We start from the raw sequence: 16,370 nt of genomic DNA, 5'->3' as shown, positions 1-16,370 counted from the left end.
AGGCCATGGCCGTGGTCATCAGAATGCGACTCCCAGCGAAATATGCGGGCGGAACTGCTTCTGCTGGATGCCGTAGCCGACATCGAGCTGCACCGGCCCCACCGGGCTGCGCCAGCGCGCGCCGACGCCAACGCCGTTGTAGAGCTTGACGCCGGTCAGGTTATCGGTGGCCGTGCCCGTATCCCAGAAGATCGCGGCGCCCCAGTCGTGCAGGAACCAGTACTGATACTCCAGGCTGGCGGTGCCCAGGTATTTGGCGGGCAGCACGCTGGCGCCATTGCGCGTACCGATCGACTGATAACCGTAGCCGCGGATCGAATCGGTGCCGCCGGCGCGAAAGCGCAGCGATGCCGGGATCCCGGTGACGTCGCCGCGGGTGATGTCCGCGCCCAGCTCGAGCCGCGCCACCACCAGGTCGCGCTTGCCCACGGGAATGTACTGGCGGATGCGGCCATAGAGACGGAGAAAGGTTTCGTCGCTCAGTACGTTCTTGACCGCCACCCCGAGCTGCGTGTTGACGACATTGCCGCGGCGCGGAAACACCGGGTTGTCCACATCGCGCCGCGCCCACGCGAAGGCAGGCACCAGCGCCCGGCTCAACTGGGCCTCCTCGCCGAAGGGCTGCAGCCTGTCATAGTAGTAGTCGAGCGACATGGCGGTGTCGTACTTCTCGCGCGAGCGCGAGCGCTTCAGGCCGGTGCGCAGGCTGGTCAGGTCGGTGCTTTCCAGGTCGATGGTGCGCTCGTAGCTGGCGTAGACGCTGTTGCGGTAGGTCCGGCTGTCGGGCGGCATGGCGATCTCGCCGAACGCATACTGGCGCTTCTGCTCCACGCGCGCCTGCGAATCGAACATCCAGGCCCGGTTGAACAGGTTGTAGTAGGAGTACCGGCCTTCGACCTGGGCGCCGGTATCGGTGGTGTAGCCCACGCCGGACGACAGCCGGTTGACCGGGTACTCGCGCACGCGGACGTGCACCGGCACGGTGACGCTGTCGGCGTTCATGTCGACTTTCTGGGCGTTGCTTGCGCCGGTGCCGGCCTCGACCACCTTGCCGTCTTCCGTCGCCTCCTGCTCGCCGAGGTCGATCTGCACATTGGAGAAGTAGGGCTGGTTCTGGATCGCACGCTGGAATTCCAGCAAGCGCTCCACGCGGTATGGCTCGCCCTCGTACAGCGGATTGACATTGCGGATGATCTGTTCGGGATAGCGGCGCAGGCCGCTGATCCGCAGCGGCCCGAGACTGTACGCCGGCCCGCTGGCAAAGCGCGCGCTCAGGTCCGCCGCTTGTTCGTCGGGGTCGACGCGCGCCTGCGAGCTGGCCAGCCGGGCACCGTAGTAGGTATGGCTCTGCAATTCCACCAGCGCGTCTTCCTTGGCCTTGGACCAGTCCGCCTGGCGGAACGGTTCGCCCGCCGGCAGGCCCCATTTGGCCCGCATCTCGGCCACCTGCTCGGGCGAGCGGGTCGCGGCCGGGCCGGTCACCGTCACGTCGACCGCACGGATCACCGTGCGCGCGCCGGGATCCACCGTGATGTGGACGACGCGCGCGTCGCCGCTGCCTTCCACGCGCGCGGTGGTCTGGGGATCGAAGTAGCCTTCGGTGGAAGCGAACTGGCGCACCTGGTCGCCCACCGTCTCGACCATATAGTTGAACTGGTCCGGCGAGATATCGTCGCGGTCCCGGTAACGCGACAGGTCAAGGTGCTCCTGCAGGATGTCCTTGATTGCCTTGGGAGCGTCCACCTCGACTTGGTAGGCGGCCGCGGCCGGGCCGGCGCACAGCGCCATGGCGGCCAGTAGCAAGGGCATCAGGCGGCGCGGCGCGGCCGTCGTCCCCGGCGGTCCGCCGGAGGGGGCGACAGAGCCGCCAGGCGGGTTGCGCTGGTTCCCTGGATCCATCCTCATCGATTGGTGCGTGTCGGGCAAAGTCCATATTTGACCACACCCGCGCGTCCGGCCTGCCCGAGCGGGCCAAAAAGACCACCGCCGCGGCCAAATCGAGCCAATCGCATGCAATCCCGTTGCAGGCCCTCCCGATACGGTAAAATCCGGGCTGTTCGCCAATTTCACCCAGATTCCCGCCATGGCCCTGTACGAATCGGATATCACCCAGTTCCTGAAGTCGCTCAAGGAAGAACACCCTTCCCTGGAAGCAGAACAACGGCAGGGCCGCGCCCTGCTGTGGGACAAGACGCCGATCAACCTCGAGGAGCGTGCCCGCGCGGAAGTCTCCCGCGTGCCGCAAAAGCCATACGTCTACTCGCTGGACTGAGCCTTTACCGGCCCGTCCCGAGATGAACCAGAGCGAGCAGGACAAGCTGGCGCCGGCGCTCGAGCTGCCGAGCGTGGCACCCGGCCAGGACTCCACCCCGGCCGCTGTCGATGGCATGGCGTTCGCGCGCCTGTACGGCGAGCCGCTGTTCAAGCTGCCGCAAGACCTGTACATCCCGCCGGATGCGCTGGAAGTCTTCCTGGAAGCCTTCGAAGGGCCGCTGGACCTGCTGCTCTACCTGATCCGCAGGCAGAACTTCAACGTCCTTGATATCCCGATGGCGCAAGTCACGCGCCAGTACCTGGCGTATATCGAGCAGATCCGCAAGAGCAACCTGGAACTGGCGGCCGAATACCTGTTGATGGCGGCGATGCTGATCGAGATCAAGTCGCGCATGCTGTTGCCGGTGAAGAAAGCCGACAACGAGGATGAAGCCGAGGACCCGCGCGCCGAACTGGTGCGCCGCCTGCTGGAATACGAGCAGATGAAGCTCGCAGCCATGCGCATCGACCAGGTGCCGCAGCTCGGGCGCGATTTCCTGCACTCCCAGGTCTATATCGAACAAAGCCTCGCGCCGCGCTTCCCTGACGTCGAGGTAGCGGACCTGCAGGCCGCCTGGGCCGACGTGATCAGGCGCGCCAAGCTCAACCAGCACCACAAGATCTCGCGCGAGGAATTGTCGGTGCGCGAGCATATGAGCCACATCCTGCGCCGCCTGCAGCATGCCCGCTTCATGGAGTTCACCGAGCTGTTCGAAGAAGCCGTGCGCTCCGGCAAGGGCGTGCCGGTGGTGGTGGTCAACTTCATCGCCATGCTCGAACTCTCGCGCGAATCCCTGGTGGAGATCACCCAGGCAGAGCCCTTCGCGCCCATTTATGTGCGATTGGCGTACATTCCAAGCTAAGCCCTGCCGTTAGTGCCGCCCGCCCCGGGCCACATGCTCTACAATCCGCCGACAGTCGGCGCCATCAAGAGCACCAGACCGGCTTCTCGGGCGCGCAGCGCGCCAGGGTCATACCTACCACGACCAGCACACCAACTTCATGAAAGTCATCTCCTCCATTCACGAGTTGCGGGACCAGTTGCGCGGGCAGAACCGGGCGGCCTTCGTACCCACCATGGGCAACCTGCACGAAGGCCACCTGTCGCTGATGCGCCTGGCGCGCCAGCACGGTGACCCGGTGGTCGCGTCGATCTTCGTCAACCGGCTCCAGTTCGGCCCCAATGAGGATTTCGACAAGTACCCGCGCACGCTGCAGGACGACATCGAGAAGCTGCAGAAGGAAGGCGTGTACGTGCTGTTTGCGCCCACCGAGCGCGATATGTACCCGGAGCCGCAGGAATACCGCGTGGAACCGCCGCACGACCTGGGCGACATCCTCGAAGGCGAATTCCGCCCCGGCTTCTTCAAGGGCGTCTGCACGGTCGTGATGAAGCTGTTCTCGTGCGCGCAGCCGCGCGTTGCCGTGTTCGGCAAGAAGGACTATCAGCAGCTGATGATCGTGCGCCGCATGGTCAACCAGTTCGCGCTGCCGATCGACATCATCCCGGCCGAGACGGTACGCGCCGAGGACGGCCTGGCGTTGTCTTCCCGCAACCGCTACCTGACGCCCGACGAGCGCACCGAGGCGCCGGTGCTCTACAAGACGCTGCACGAAGTACGCGACACCGTGCTGGCCGCCAACCGCGCCAGCGCCGACCTGGCCGCGATCGAGGCCGGCGCCCAGGCCGCGCTGCAAGCGCGCGGATGGAAGCCGGATTACATTGCCATCCGCAAGCAGGTCGATCTGCAGGCCCCGACCCGCGAACAACTGGTTGCCGGCGAGCCGCTGGTGATCCTGACGGCCGCGAAGCTGGGGGCAACGCGCTTGATCGATAACCTGGAGATCTGACCTGATACGCCCAGTGCGCCAAAACCGCCGGGCACTCAGGTTTCTCCCATGAAAAAGGCCAACCACGCGGTTGGCCTTTTTCATCGGCATGCACCCAGCCGGACTGCCCGCAAGAAACCTCAAGCCCCCCGCACCCCGGCACGCTGCAGCGTCTTCGCCACATGCCGCCGATGGCCGCTCCGCCGCTTCCACCAGATCAGCACGCCGGTCACCGCGAACAGCAAGGGCACCAGCCCGAACACCGAGATAAAGATCCGCCCCGGCAACCCAAAGGCCTCGCCGGTATGCAGCGGGTACATCCAGTTGAGGAAGGTATCCCCCGCCGGGGCATCCATCGGATCTCGCGCACCCAGGCGCCTGCCGGTGTGGGCGTCGAGCCAGATGCGGGTGGCGCCGCTGCCCTGGCGCACCTCGCCGGGCTGGCGCACGCGGACCTCGAAGGGATCGCCGGCCTTGCGCGGAAAGCTCACGCGCGTCACCAGCGCGGCCGGATAGAGCGCCTGTGCCGTGCTCACCGCCTGCGCGGCACCCAGCTGTGGCGTGCCGGCCGGCGCCGGGGCCGAGACCGGCTTGCCGGGCGGCGTCACCGTCGCCACGCTGGCCACCAACGGCGTCACCCACTTCGGCAGGTTCAGGTACCAGCCGGAAAACGCGATGGTGGCGAGCACCGGTGCCACCAGGATGCCACCGGCGCGATGCAGCGAGTAATTGAAGCGTGACCACGAGCCACCATGGCTGATGCGGAACGCCTGCACGATGGCACGCAACCTGAACCTGGGCCACCACAGCACCACCCCGCCGATCACCATCACCAGCAGCAGCATGCCGGCAATGCCCAGGATGGTCCGCCCGGTCTCGCCGGACAGCAGGTAGTGGTGCAGCTGAAACAAGGTCGGCATCAGCAGCGGCCGCGACAGGCCGGGCTCGCCCCAGACCCGTTCGCCCTTCACCGCCAGCGTCACCGGATCGACCATCACCTGGCGCGAACGGCCGGCGCTGGGCGGCCCCTTGAGCGGATACCAGGCCACGAACACGTCATGCGGCGCGGCCGGCAGCATCAGCAGGCCGGGACGGCCATAGCGCGGATCGCCCTGGAGCTTGTCGGTCACCGCCTGGACCGTCGCCGGCGCGACCGGCAACGGCGTCTCGGCCGAAGCGGCGAGCAATTCCGGATTGAGCAGCACATCGATCTCGTCGCGCCAGGCGATGGCCGCGCCGGTCAGTCCGAGCATGATGAAGAACAGGCCCAGCCACAGGCCGATGTAGAGGTGGATCTTGACGAAAACGACGCGCAGGCGGCCGGTGACCATGGGAAAGGGAAGCGGTTGTGTGGGGTGCGGGGGTGCGGACTAGGGATCGCATGCCAGTGAAACAACTCAGGCATCACACCGGCAATAATGAGAATGCGAAAGATTCGCGATTCTATCAGGCGGCGCCCGCTGCGGCACGCCACCTTGGATGATCGGCCTGGCGACGGCCGATCCTTGCCGGTTTGCGGCAGAATGGCGAATGCCGCACCGCCGGAACCCCTGCGCTGAACATGACCCGATCGATCGAACTATTGCCCGCCGGCGCGCAAGACGCCGCCCTGATTGCCGATCTGCACACGCGCAGCTGGCAATTCGCCTACCACGGCCAGTTGCCCGCGGATTACCTTGAGCACACCGCCCCGGCCGAGCGCCTGCAAACCTGGCAAGCCCGGTTGCAGCAAGGCGCCGAGGCTCCGCTGGAGGTGATCCTGGCCCGCGTCGACGGCGAACCCGCCGGCTTTTACTGCCTGCAGCCCGAGGCCGAGCCGCAATTCGGCATCTACCTGGACAACCTGCATGTGCTGCCGCAGTGGCACGGCCTGGGCCTGGGCAAGCGACTGTTCGCGCATTGCGCGCGGCGCGTGGCCGGCGGCTGGCCCGGGCAGCCGCTCTTTCTCTATGTGCTGGAAGGCAACACGCAGGCGCGCGAGTTTTACCGGCGCCTGGAAGGCATCGAATGTGAACCGTTCGACGATCTGTTTCCCGGCGCCAAGCTCATCGTGCCCGTGCGCCGCGTGCGCTGGCCCGACGTGGACGCGCTGCTCAGGCGCCTGGGCGGCCAGCCGGAGCCCGCTGCTCCAGCCAGCCGATGATGGGTTGCCACTGCTCCCAGTCGCGCGCCACGCGCGAGGGCGCCACGTCCCACAGGGTCAGGCCGTGCGCGGCCAGTTGCACGTAGTTCTGGGTGTCGCGCAGGAAACCCAGCACCGGCAGCCCCAGGTCCGCAACGAAGCGCTGCAGCTGGTCGGCCGAGCGGGTGCGCAGGTCGACCCGCATGCCGATCACGCCAACCTCCACCTCGCCATGGCGCACGCGCTTGTCGCCGGCCAGGCGGGCAAGGAATTCCTGGGTGGCGAGAATATCGAACAGCGAAGGCTGCAACGGCACCACCACGCGGTGCGCCAGCTTCATCACATCGTTGTAGCGCCAGCCGTGCAGGCCGGCGGGGGTGTCCAGCACGACATGGGTGGTGCCCTTGGGCGGACGCGCGATCTGGTCCGAGCTGATGTCCCAGGTGCGGATCGGCGGTGCCGAGGCCGGGCGCAAACCCAGCCAGGCGCGCGAGGATTGCTGCCGGTCCGTGTCGCCCAGCATCACGGCATGGCCGGCGCTGGCGAAGTAGCCCGCCAGGTTGGTGGCCAGCGTGGTCTTGCCTACGCCGCCTTTGGGATTGGCAATTACGACAACGGGCATGGGAAGTCTCCGGGATATCGTGCCACGGCAGCGCTGCCCGCAGGCGCGCCGCTCCGGTTTCCGCCATGGCCTTGCCGCCTCCAGGCCCTGGCGGAGCAAGCCCGTCCACGAGTTTAGCAGTTGCCGTGGGGCAGCGGCTCGGCCGGCAAGGCTTGCAGCGGCGCCAGCAAGGCCGCCAGGTCGAGGTGCGCGGCCAGGGTGTCCGCCAGGCGCTCCAGTGACGCCTCGCGCAGCGCGGCCAGGTCCACGCCTTCGGCCCGTGCCAGCCCGGCCCAGCGCAGCAGCGCGCCGCACGCCCCGGGCTGGTCGAACAGGCCGTGGACGTAGGTCGCCAGCACCTGCCCGTCGTCCGATTGCGCGCCGTCGGGGCGCTCGCCCTCCAGCCACAGCGCCGGCCGCGCCAGCGCCGGGCCGGTGGTGACGCCCATGTGGATCTCGTAGCCTTGCACCGCGGCGGGCGCCTCGGCCACCCCCAGCGCCAGCCGCCCGCTCACCACGCGCAACTGCTTGTGCGGCGCCAGCAGGGTGTCGAAGTCCAGCAGGCCGAAGCCTTCGCTGCTGCCGGCCGGACCCTCATTGCCGGCCGGATCCGCCACCTGCCGCCCCAGCATCTGCATGCCGCCGCAAATGCCGATCACCTTGCCGCCATAGCGCAGGTGCCGCCGCAAGGCCGGCTCCCAGCCATGGACGCGCAGGAAGGCCAGGTCAGCCCGCACGCTCTTGCTGCCGGGCAGCACGATCAGGTCGGCCGGGGGAATCGGCATGCCCGGGCCGATAAAGCGCAGGTCGACCTGCGGATGCGCGCGCAGCGCGTCGAAATCGGTGTGATTGGAGATGCGCGGCAACACCGGCACGATCACGCGCAGCAACTCGCCCTGCTTCGCCGCCTGCGCGCCGACGATGGCGTCTTCGGCATCCAGGTGCAGCCCGTGCAGATAGGGCAGCACGCCCAGCACGGGCTTGCCGGTGCGCGCTTCGAGCCAGTCCAGCCCGGGCTGCAGCAGCGCGATGTCGCCGCGGAAGCGGTTGATGATGAAGCCCTTGACGCGTGCGCGCTCGGACTCCGACAGGCAGTCCAGCGTGCCCACCAGGTGGGCGAACACGCCGCCGCGGTCGATGTCGGCCACCAGCACCACCGGACAGTCCACCGCTTCGGCAAAACCCATATTGGCGATATCGCGGTCGCGCAGGTTGATCTCCGCCGGGCTGCCCGCGCCCTCCACCAGCACCACTTCGTAGGCGTCCGCCAGGCGCCGGTGCGAGGCCAGCACCGCCTGCATCGCCACCGGCTTGTAGGCGTGATAGGCGCGTGCATCGAGATCCAGCCGCGCCTGGCCGTGGATGATGATCTGCGCGCCGGTGTCGCTGCTGGGCTTGAGCAGCACCGGATTCATATCGGTATGGGGCGCCAGCCCGGCGGCCTGCGCCTGCAGGGCCTGGGCGCGCCCGATCTCGCCGCCGTCGGCGGTGACGGCGCTGTTGAGCGCCATGTTCTGCGGCTTGAACGGGACCACGCGCACGCCCGCGCGCGCCAGCACCCGGCACAGGCCCGCCACCAGGGTGCTCTTGCCCGCGTCGGAGGTGGTGCCCTGCACCATCAAGGTACCGCGCAAGCCACCCGCGAACGCCCGGGCGCCGGCTTTGGAGAGATTTTTTTGCATCGTGGGATTATCGCACCGGCACGCCGCCGGCCAGCCCGCCGGGCGCCATTGCGAGCGTGCGGTCGCGGGAGGCGCCCGCTACAATAGCCGGATGACTCCGGCCCATGCTTCCGCCACTGCCTCCGCCGTCGAGCCCGCCAGCGCATCCAGCCATGCGCCGGCCGGCGAACGCGCAGCCCAGGCCGCTACCGCGCCGCACGCCAGGGTGCCGGCCGTCCCGGTACGCCAGCTCACGCTGGTACTGGGCGGGGCGCGCTCCGGCAAGAGCCACTTTGCCGAACAGATGGCCACCGATCACGCCGCCGCCACCGGCGGCCCGGTCACCTATATCGCCACCGCGCGCTACGACGACGACACCTCCGACGAGGAAATGCAGCTGCGCATCGCGCTGCACCGCGCCCGGCGCCCGGCCGACTGGGGCCTGGTCGAATCCCCGCTCCACCTGGCCGATGCGCTGTACGCCAACGCCCGCCATGACGGCTGCATCCTGGTGGACTGCGTCACGCTGTGGCTCAACAACCTGCTCTTCCTCGACGGCCGCAGCTATCCCGACCATGGCCTGGTCACGCCGCCATCCGCCTTCACCGAAGAAATCGATGCCTTGCTGGCGGCGCTGCCCACCCTGCCCGGCCATGTGATCCTGGTCTCCAACGAGATCGGCTTCGGCGTGGTGCCGATGGGTGCCATCACCCGTTTCTATGTGGACGAACTGGGGCGCCTGAACCAGAAGCTGGCCGCCGCCGCGGACCGGGTGCGGCTGCTGGTGGCCGGCATTCCCATCAGCGTCAAGGGCGCCGATCCGGCGTGCTGATGCTGTCCTCGCTGTCGCCACTTGCGCCGCTTTCGTCGCTGACGTCGTGGTGGCCGTTCCCCATCTTCACCTGGCCGGCCTGCGTGGCCGCCGCCATCGCCGGCGTGCTGCTTGACCAGTGGCTGGGCGAGCCGCGCCGCTGGCATCCGCTGGTGGGTTTCGGCAAGCTCGCCGCCGCGCTCGAACGCCGTCTCAACCGTGGCGGCGCACCGCTGCGCCAGCGGCTCGCCGGCCTTGCCGCCTGGTCGCTGATGGTGCTGGTGCCGGCCGCCCTCGCCGCCCTGCTGGTGCATGCCGCCGCGCAATTCAGCGCGCTGCTGGCCTGGCTGCTGCAGGCGCTGGCGCTATACGCCGCGCTGGGCGCGCGCAGCCTGGCCCAGCACATCGCCCCGATTGCCACCGCGCTGGCGCAAGGCGACCTGGCCGACGCGCGCCGGCTGACCGCGCGCATCGTCTCGCGCGACACCACGGACGCGGATACCGAGGCCCTGGCGCGCGCCGCCTGCGAATCGGCGCTGGAGAACGGCAACGACGCCGTCTTTGGCGCGCTGTTCTGGTTCCTGGTGGGCGGCGCGCCGGCCGTGCTCGCCTACCGCCTCGCCAACACGCTCGATGCGATGTGGGGCTACCGTACGCCCAGGCTGCTGTATTTCGGCTGGGCGGCCGCACGCCTGGACGATCTCCTCAACCTCGCCCCCGCCCGCCTTACCGCGCTCTCCTACGCCCTGCTGGGACGCACCGCGCAGGCGCTGCGCTGCTGGCGCGTGCAGGCGCCGGCCTGGTCCAGCCCCAACGCGGGACCGGTCATGGCCGCCGGCGCCGGCGCCGTCGGCGTGGCGCTGGGCGGCCCCGCGCGCTACCACGGCGAATGGGAAGACCGTCCGCCGCTGGGCGCGGGCCGCGCCCCCGGCGCCGCCGACGTGCAGGCCTGCCTGCGGCTGGTGCAGCGCACGCTCTGGCTCTGGCTGGCCATCGCCGCCGCCAGCGCCCCCCTCCTCCACTACGGCATCGCATGAGTACAACGATCCGCCACGGCGGCGACCTGCTCGCCGCCGTGCGCCGCTTTGAACGGCCCGCCGAAGACTGGCTCGACCTGTCCACCGGCATCAATCCCGACGGCTATCCGGTACCCGCGCTGCCCGCCGACGCCTGGCAACGGCTGCCGCAGGACGACGACGGTCTGGCCGGGCTGGCGGCGCAAGCCTATGGCGCGCCATCCGCCTTGCCGGTGGCCGGCTCGCAGGCCGCCATCCGCAACCTGCCGCCATTGCTGAAGCCGGGCCGCGTCGGCGTGGCCACGCAGGGCTATAGCGAATACGCGCCGGCCTTCGCCCGCGCCGGGCATGAGATCGTGCCGCTGGCCGAACCGGATTTCGCCCGCGCCGATCTTGCCGCGCGGCTGGACCATCTGGTGGTGGTCAACCCCAACAACCCGACCGGCCGCACGCTGCCGCCAGGCACGCTGCTGGCCTGGCACGCAGAACTGGCCGCGCGCGGCGGTACGCTGGTGCTCGACGAAGCCTTCATGGACTGCACGCCGGCGCTCTCGCTGGCGGCCCTGGCGGAGCGCCCCGGCCTGGTGGTATTGCGCTCGCTGGGCAAGTTCTACGGCCTGGCCGGCGTGCGCTGCGGCTTCGTGCTGGCCGAACCCGCTTTGCTGGCGGCGCTGGCCGGGCAACTGGGACACTGGACCGTGGCCGGCCCGGCACGCGCGGTGGCGCGCCTGGCCCTGGCGGATCACGCCTGGCAGGCCGCCACGCGCGAACACCTGGCGCAGGCCGGCACGCGGCTCGAGGCGATGCTGCGCGGACATGGCCTGGCGCCGGTGGGCCGCCCCCTGTTCAGCTGGGTGCCGCATGCCGATGCCGTCCTGCTGCACGATGCGCTCGCGCGGCAGGGTGTATGGACACGGCTGTTCGACGCGCCGGCTGGTGGCCTGCCGAGCCTGAGGCTGGGTTTGCCACCGGCGCGGGAAGCGGCATGGCAACGGCTTGACGAGGCGCTGGCCCATGCCTGTGCCGCGATTTCCACGGGCGATCGCCGCCCCGCAACCCTGCCGGCAGGCAACCTTCCCGACTGAGCCGATGACAACGCACACCCCGATGACTGCCCACACCCTGCTGGTCCTCGCCACGCTGGCGGGCGGCGCCGTTTGCGGCAACGCCGGCGCTGCCGTCTCGGTGATTGACGACGCCGGGCAGACCGTCACGCTGGAGCAGCCCGCGCGCCGCGTGATCTCGCTGGCGCCGCACGTCACCGAGATCCTTTACGCCGCCGGCGGCGGCTCGCGCATCGTCGGCACGGTGAGTTACAGCGACTACCCGCCGCAGGCGCGCGACATTCCGCGCGTGGGCGACAACAAGGCACTGGACCTGGAGCGCATCGCCGCGCTCAAGCCGGACCTGATCGTGGTGTGGCGCCATGGCAATGCGCAGAAGCAGACCGACCGCCTGCGCGCGCTCGGCCTGCCGCTGTTCTACAGCGAGCCGCGCAAGCTGGAAGGCATTCCCAGCAATATCGAGCGGCTGGGCGTGCTGCTCGGCACCGAGGCTACCGCCAACAGTGCCGCCGCCAGCTTCCGCCAGCAGGTCGACAAGCTGCGCCAGGCCTACGCCGGGCGCCCGCCGGTCACGGTGTTCTACCAGGTGTGGCAGCAACCGCTGATGACGCTCAGCGGCCAGCATCTGATCAGCGACGTGCTGGCGCTTTGCGGCGGGCGCAACCTGTTCGCCAACGAGGCGCTGCTGGTGCCCACGGTATCGGTGGAGTCTGTTGTGGCCGGCAATCCGGAAGCGATGATGACGGCGAGCATGGGTGCGACCCGTTCCGACCGGCCGCTGCCCGACTTCAATATGTGGGAGCGCTGGAAGCAGGTCACGGCCGTGGCGCGCGGCAACCTGTACGCGATCGACGGCGACCTCGTCAACCGGGCCGGGCCGCGCATCGTCCGTGGCGCGGAGATCGTGTGCAAGGATCTGGAAAACGCGCGCAGCAAGCGGCCGGCGCAGTAGCGCCTGGCTGGCCCCGGTTCAGCGCGTCAAAGCCGGTTCCACCAGCGCAGGCGCGCCGTGGCGCCGCCGAGCGTGAAGCGGCAGCTCGCGCCCCAGGCGATGTCCCAGCCGAGCGTGGTCGCCAGCGGCACACCGAGCCAGTGGGCAGCCAGCATGCGTATCGGCCCGGCATGGGTGACCACCCACAGGCAATCGGGCGCCGCCGCCGGCAAGGCATCTGCCCATTGCGCCACGCGCGCCATCGCCTCGGCCGCGCTCTCGCCGCCGTGCGGGCGCGCATGCAGCAAGTCCGCCGCCCACGCATCCAGCTCGGCACGCGGCACCGCATCCCAGGCGCGCCCCTCCCAGTTGCCGAAATCGAGTTCGCGCAGCCGCGCGTCGGCTTCGGGTTCCAGGCCAGGCAGACCGTCCGCCAGCAGCGCGGCGGTGGCGCGGGCGCGGGCCATCGTGCTGCTGACGATGCGGCCGGGCGCCAGGCCCTGCAGCGCCGAGCGCATCTGCGCCGGCGCCGGCGAGACGGGCTGGGCCAGCGGCAGGTCGAGCGCGCCGTAGCAGATGCCCTCGGCCACCAGCGGCCGCGCGTGGCGGATCAGGACCAGGTCCATGCTGCCGCCGCCAGATAGACCGCCAGTTCGGCCAGTTGCTGCGCCATGCCGAGACAGTCGCCGGTATAACCGCCGATGCGGCGCACGAAATAGCGGCCAAGCAGCAGGCGCAGTACCAGCAGCACGGCCAGCACCACGGCCGCGAACCAGGGCGAAACCAGCAATAGCGGCAACGCGCCGCACAGCAGCGCAAACAACAGCCCGATGCCGGACAGGCGCTGCGCCACCGGCTTGGCCTTGCCCTCGGCGCGCACATAGTCGAGCGTGGCGAGGTAGCTCACCGCCATGGCGCGGCTTGCCGCATGCGCGGCCACCAGCACCAGCAACAGCTCGCTTATGCCGCTGCGCGCGGCGATCGCCACCAGCAGCTGCCACTTGAGCAGCAGCGCCACCACCAGCGCGATCGCGCCGAACGCGCCGATGCGCGAGTCGTGCATGATGCGCAGCACGTCCTCGGGGCGATAGCCGCCGCCGAAGGCATCGACGCAATCGGCCAGGCCGTCCTCGTGGAAAGCGCCGGTCACCAGCAAGGTCACGGCCATGCCCAGCAGCAAGGCCACGCCGGGCGGCCACCATTGCATCGCCCCCCAGCTCGCCAACGCGCCAAGCACGCCCACCAGCAAACCCACCAGCGGGAAATAGCGCGCCGCCGCGTTCAGGTAGTGCGGCGCGAAGCCGACCCAGCGCGGCACCGGCACCCGCGTGAAGTAGCCGACCGCGGTCAGGAAATAGCGAAGTTCATCGAGCATGGGCCATTGTGGCAGGATTGCCGCCGCGCGCTAGTGATTCAGGACACTGTCTAGGCCGCAGCCGTGCTGACGCCGGCGGCGTCGAAGGTGGCCATCTCGCGCAGGAAGGCCGCGGCCGAGGCCACCAGCGGATAGGCCAGCGCGGCGCCGGTGCCCTCGCCCAGGCGCAGGTCCAGCGCCAACAGCGGTTGCGCACCGAAGTGATCGAGCAAGCGGCGGTGGCCGTGCTCGTGCGAGCAATGCGAGAACACGCAGTACTGCAGCACCTCGGGCGCGAGGCGCTGCGCCACCAGCAGCGCGGCCGAGGCAATGAAGCCATCGACCAGGATCACCATGCGGCTGGCGGCGGCGGCCAGGAAGGCGCCGGTCATCATGGCGATCTCGAAGCCGCCGAAGGCAGCCAGCACGTCGAACGGTGCCACCGCGTCGGCGTGCAGCGCCAGCGCCTGCGCCAGCACCGCGCGCTTGCGCGCCAGGCCGGCATCGTCCAGGCCGGTGCCGCGGCCGATGCACTCGTCGATCGGCGTATCGGTGAGACGGCTCACCAGGCAGGCCGCCGACGACGTATTGGCGATGCCCATCTCGCCGAAGCCGATCACATTGCTGCCCTGCTGGGCATGGCGCAACACGCGCGCCATGCCTGCGGTGAGGGCCGCCTGCACCTGCTCCGCGCTCATCGCGCGCTCCTGCGCGAAGTTGCGCGTGCCCGCCGCGATACGGCAGTTGACCAGGCCCGGCGCGGACGGCAGCGGCGCGCGCACGCCCGCGTCCACCACTTCGAGCGCCAGCCCGTGCAGGCGCGAGAACACGTTGATGGCGGCGCCGCCAGCCAGGAAATTGAGTACCATCTGCGCCGTCACCTCGGCCGGATAGGCACTCACGCCGGCATCGGCCACGCCGTGGTCGCCGGCAAAGACGATCACGGCCGGCCGCTTTAGCTCAGGCGCGGCGCTGCCGGTGATCAGGCCGATCTGCAGGGCCAGGTCCTCGAGGCGGCCGAGCGCGCCGAGCGGCTTGGTCTTGGCGTCGATGGCGGCTTGCAGCGTGGGGCGCAGGGTGGCGTCGAGCGGGGCGATGGTGGGTAACAGCATGGTGTTCGCAGCGACGAATCGCTGAAGCTAGAAGAGGAATGAATAGCCGTGATCTTACATTTCCACGCCGCGCTGGGCCTTGATGCCCTGCTGGAAGGCGTGCTTGACCGGCGTCATGTCGGTCACCGTGTCGGCCGCCTCGATCAGCGCCGGCGGCGCGCCGCGGCCGGTGATCACCACGTGTTGCATCGGCGGACGGGCGCGCAGGTCTTCGATGACGGTGTCGACATCGAGGTAATGCAGCTTGAGCGCGATATTGAGTTCGTCGAGCAGCACCAGGCCGATGGCGGGATCGCGCAGCAGCCCGCGCGCCACTTCCCAGGCTGCCTGCGCCTTGGCCACGTCGCGCACACGGTCCTGGGTTTCCCAGGTGTAGCCCTCGCCCATCACGTGGAAGGCGCACTGCTCGGGAAAGCGGCGCAGGAACATTTCCTCGCCGCTGGGAAAGGCACCCTTGATGAACTGCACCACGCCGGCCTGCATGCCGTGGCCCAGCGCGCGCACCACCATGCCAAAGCCGGAACTGGACTTGCCCTTGCCGTTGCCGGTGGTGATCACGATCACGCCGCGCTCGTCCTGGGCCGCTGCGATCTTGGCATCCACCACGTCCTTCTTGCGCACCATGCGCGCCTTGTGGCGCTCGTCGCGGGCGGCGTCTTCGGATGAGGGGGAGGGATTGGCTTGGGGTTCGGTCATGATCTTGCTCGGTTCGATTCTGGTCTAGGTCCGGTCCGGTTGCGGACGGGTATTCGGATAGCCGTCGGCAATCAGCGCGGTATGGAGGCCGTCGCTGACGCTGACAATCGGCGTGCGCAGCGCGTGCGAACAATGCGCGGGGGTCAGCACCTGCGCTGCCGGCCCGTGCAGGCAAAGCCCGTCCTCGGCCAGCAGCAGGGCATGGCTGGCGTAGCGCCGCGCGAGATTGAGGTCGTGCAGGATCACCACGATGGCGTGGCGGCCGGCGCGCGCCAGCCCCGCCAGGGTTTCCAGCACCATGATCTGGTGGCGCAGGTCGAGGTGGGCCACCGGTTCGTCGAGCAGCAGCAGCGGCGCCTGCTGCGCCAGCGTGGCCGCCAGCGAGACACGCTGGCGCTCGCCGCCTGACAGGGTCAGCACGTCGCGCGCGGCCAGCGCATCGAGGTCCAGCTCGCGCATCACCGCCGCGACCACCGCGTCGTCCTCGCGGCCGGCCCAGCCCCATCCGGAGAGGTGCGGGTGACGGCCCACGGCCACGGCGTCGCGCACGGACATCGAGAAGGTATCGTGCACCGCCTGCGGCAGGTAGGCGCGGCGCAGCGCCAGCGCCGCGGGCGGGATCTCCAGCGGCGCGCGGCCGTCGAGCCGCACGGCGCCGCCGTCGGGCTTGCGCAGCCCTGCCAGCACCGCCATCAGCGTCGACTTGCCGACGCCGTTCGGCCCGACGATGCACCACAGCTCGCCGGCCTGCACGGACAGGCTCAGGCCATCGAGCAGCGCGCGCGCGCCGGCCCGCAGCTGCAGCGCCTGCAGCGTCAGCGGCGGACAAATCGAAGCGGGTTCGTTCCAGCTTGGCATA

General features: G+C 69.6%; 17 protein-coding genes. 8 read left to right on the top strand and 9 right to left on the bottom strand.

Annotation, left to right across the window (positions count from 1 at the left end; genetic code table 11):
• Window positions 1-18: 18 nt before the first annotated feature.
• Window positions 19-1,809 (bottom strand): autotransporter assembly complex protein TamA, encoded by a 1,791-nt coding sequence (locus AC3FOF_RS01055; protein ID WP_488725550.1) that lies wholly within the window; start codon window positions 1,807-1,809, stop codon window positions 19-21.
• Window positions 1,810-2,083: 274 nt separating this feature from the next.
• Between AC3FOF_RS01055 and AC3FOF_RS01050 the strand changes: the two genes are divergently transcribed.
• The 3 genes from AC3FOF_RS01050 (at window position 2,084) to panC (ending at window position 4,164) form a co-directional block, all read left to right on the top strand.
• On the top strand, window positions 2,084-2,272 hold the full coding sequence (locus tag AC3FOF_RS01050) for a DUF3460 family protein (protein ID WP_017231351.1): 189 nt from the start codon (window positions 2,084-2,086) through the stop codon (window positions 2,270-2,272).
• A 22-nt stretch (window positions 2,273-2,294) separates the two neighbouring features.
• On the top strand, window positions 2,295-3,176 hold the full coding sequence (locus AC3FOF_RS01045; protein ID WP_017231350.1) for a segregation and condensation protein A: 882 nt from the start codon (window positions 2,295-2,297) through the stop codon (window positions 3,174-3,176).
• 139 nt (window positions 3,177-3,315) lie between these two features.
• Entirely contained in the window at window positions 3,316-4,164 is an 849-nt protein-coding gene (panC, locus tag AC3FOF_RS01040; RefSeq protein WP_017231349.1) for a pantoate--beta-alanine ligase, read from the top strand.
• 119 nt (window positions 4,165-4,283) lie between these two features.
• On the opposite strand, the gene AC3FOF_RS01035 is transcribed toward panC, so the two are convergent.
• Complete coding sequence (locus AC3FOF_RS01035) at window positions 4,284-5,474, bottom strand: PepSY-associated TM helix domain-containing protein (protein WP_488725549.1); 1,191 nt, start codon at window positions 5,472-5,474, stop codon at window positions 4,284-4,286.
• 230 nt (window positions 5,475-5,704) lie between these two features.
• On the opposite strand from AC3FOF_RS01035, the gene AC3FOF_RS01030 reads away from it, so the two are divergent.
• Window positions 5,705-6,286: a GNAT family N-acetyltransferase gene (locus AC3FOF_RS01030; RefSeq protein ID WP_035809305.1), complete on the top strand. Its 582-nt coding sequence runs from the start codon at window positions 5,705-5,707 to the stop codon at window positions 6,284-6,286.
• Here the strand turns inward: AC3FOF_RS01030 and AC3FOF_RS01025 are convergent.
• Window positions 6,237-6,887 (bottom strand): ParA family protein, encoded by a 651-nt coding sequence (locus tag AC3FOF_RS01025; protein WP_017225799.1) that lies wholly within the window; start codon window positions 6,885-6,887, stop codon window positions 6,237-6,239. The two genes, AC3FOF_RS01030 and AC3FOF_RS01025, sit on opposite strands and share 50 nt — an antisense overlap.
• A gap of 113 nt (window positions 6,888-7,000) precedes the next feature.
• Complete coding sequence (locus AC3FOF_RS01020) at window positions 7,001-8,485, bottom strand: cobyric acid synthase (RefSeq protein WP_276264110.1); 1,485 nt, start codon at window positions 8,483-8,485, stop codon at window positions 7,001-7,003.
• Between the two features lie 154 nt (window positions 8,486-8,639).
• Here AC3FOF_RS01020 and cobU point away from each other — a divergent pair, with 154 nt between their 5' ends.
• The 4 genes from cobU to AC3FOF_RS01000 are packed head-to-tail and all read left to right on the top strand — an operon-like array spanning window position 8,640 to window position 12,370.
• On the top strand, window positions 8,640-9,359 hold the full coding sequence (cobU, locus tag AC3FOF_RS01015) for a bifunctional adenosylcobinamide kinase/adenosylcobinamide-phosphate guanylyltransferase (RefSeq protein WP_276264093.1): 720 nt from the start codon (window positions 8,640-8,642) through the stop codon (window positions 9,357-9,359).
• Window positions 9,359-10,375, top strand: coding sequence for an adenosylcobinamide-phosphate synthase CbiB (cbiB, locus tag AC3FOF_RS01010; protein WP_488725548.1), 1,017 nt, complete (start codon window positions 9,359-9,361; stop codon window positions 10,373-10,375). The genes cobU and cbiB overlap by 1 nt, the downstream gene beginning before the upstream one ends.
• Complete coding sequence (gene cobD, locus AC3FOF_RS01005) at window positions 10,372-11,439, top strand: threonine-phosphate decarboxylase CobD (protein ID WP_488725547.1); 1,068 nt, start codon at window positions 10,372-10,374, stop codon at window positions 11,437-11,439. Before cbiB ends, cobD begins: the two co-directional genes overlap by 4 nt.
• A 22-nt stretch (window positions 11,440-11,461) precedes the next feature.
• Window positions 11,462-12,370, top strand: a complete 909-nt coding sequence (locus AC3FOF_RS01000; RefSeq protein WP_276266122.1) for a cobalamin-binding protein — start codon at window positions 11,462-11,464, stop codon at window positions 12,368-12,370.
• A 26-nt stretch (window positions 12,371-12,396) separates the two neighbouring features.
• On the opposite strand, the gene cobC is transcribed toward AC3FOF_RS01000, so the two are convergent.
• The 5 genes from cobC to AC3FOF_RS00975 are packed head-to-tail and all read right to left on the bottom strand — an operon-like array spanning window position 12,397 to window position 16,369.
• Window positions 12,397-12,975, bottom strand: a complete 579-nt coding sequence (gene cobC / locus AC3FOF_RS00995; RefSeq protein ID WP_276266123.1) for an alpha-ribazole phosphatase — start codon at window positions 12,973-12,975, stop codon at window positions 12,397-12,399.
• Entirely contained in the window at window positions 12,960-13,724 is a 765-nt protein-coding gene (locus tag AC3FOF_RS00990) for an adenosylcobinamide-GDP ribazoletransferase (protein ID WP_488725546.1), read from the bottom strand. The genes cobC and AC3FOF_RS00990 overlap by 16 nt, the downstream gene beginning before the upstream one ends.
• 50 nt (window positions 13,725-13,774) lie before the next feature.
• A complete protein-coding gene (gene cobT, locus AC3FOF_RS00985) occupies window positions 13,775-14,815 on the bottom strand; it encodes a nicotinate-nucleotide--dimethylbenzimidazole phosphoribosyltransferase (RefSeq protein ID WP_488725545.1) in 1,041 nt (346 codons plus the stop codon).
• 54 nt (window positions 14,816-14,869) lie between these two features.
• Window positions 14,870-15,511: a cob(I)yrinic acid a,c-diamide adenosyltransferase gene (gene cobO / locus AC3FOF_RS00980; protein ID WP_488725544.1), complete on the bottom strand. Its 642-nt coding sequence runs from the start codon at window positions 15,509-15,511 to the stop codon at window positions 14,870-14,872.
• 24 nt (window positions 15,512-15,535) lie between these two features.
• Window positions 15,536-16,369: an ABC transporter ATP-binding protein gene (locus tag AC3FOF_RS00975; protein WP_488725543.1), complete on the bottom strand. Its 834-nt coding sequence runs from the start codon at window positions 16,367-16,369 to the stop codon at window positions 15,536-15,538.
• Between the last annotated feature and the right edge of the window lies 1 nt (window position 16,370).

It is taken from the genome of Cupriavidus sp. 96C5-1 (assembly GCF_057798855.1).
This window is presented reverse-complemented; position numbering and strand designations above follow the sequence as displayed.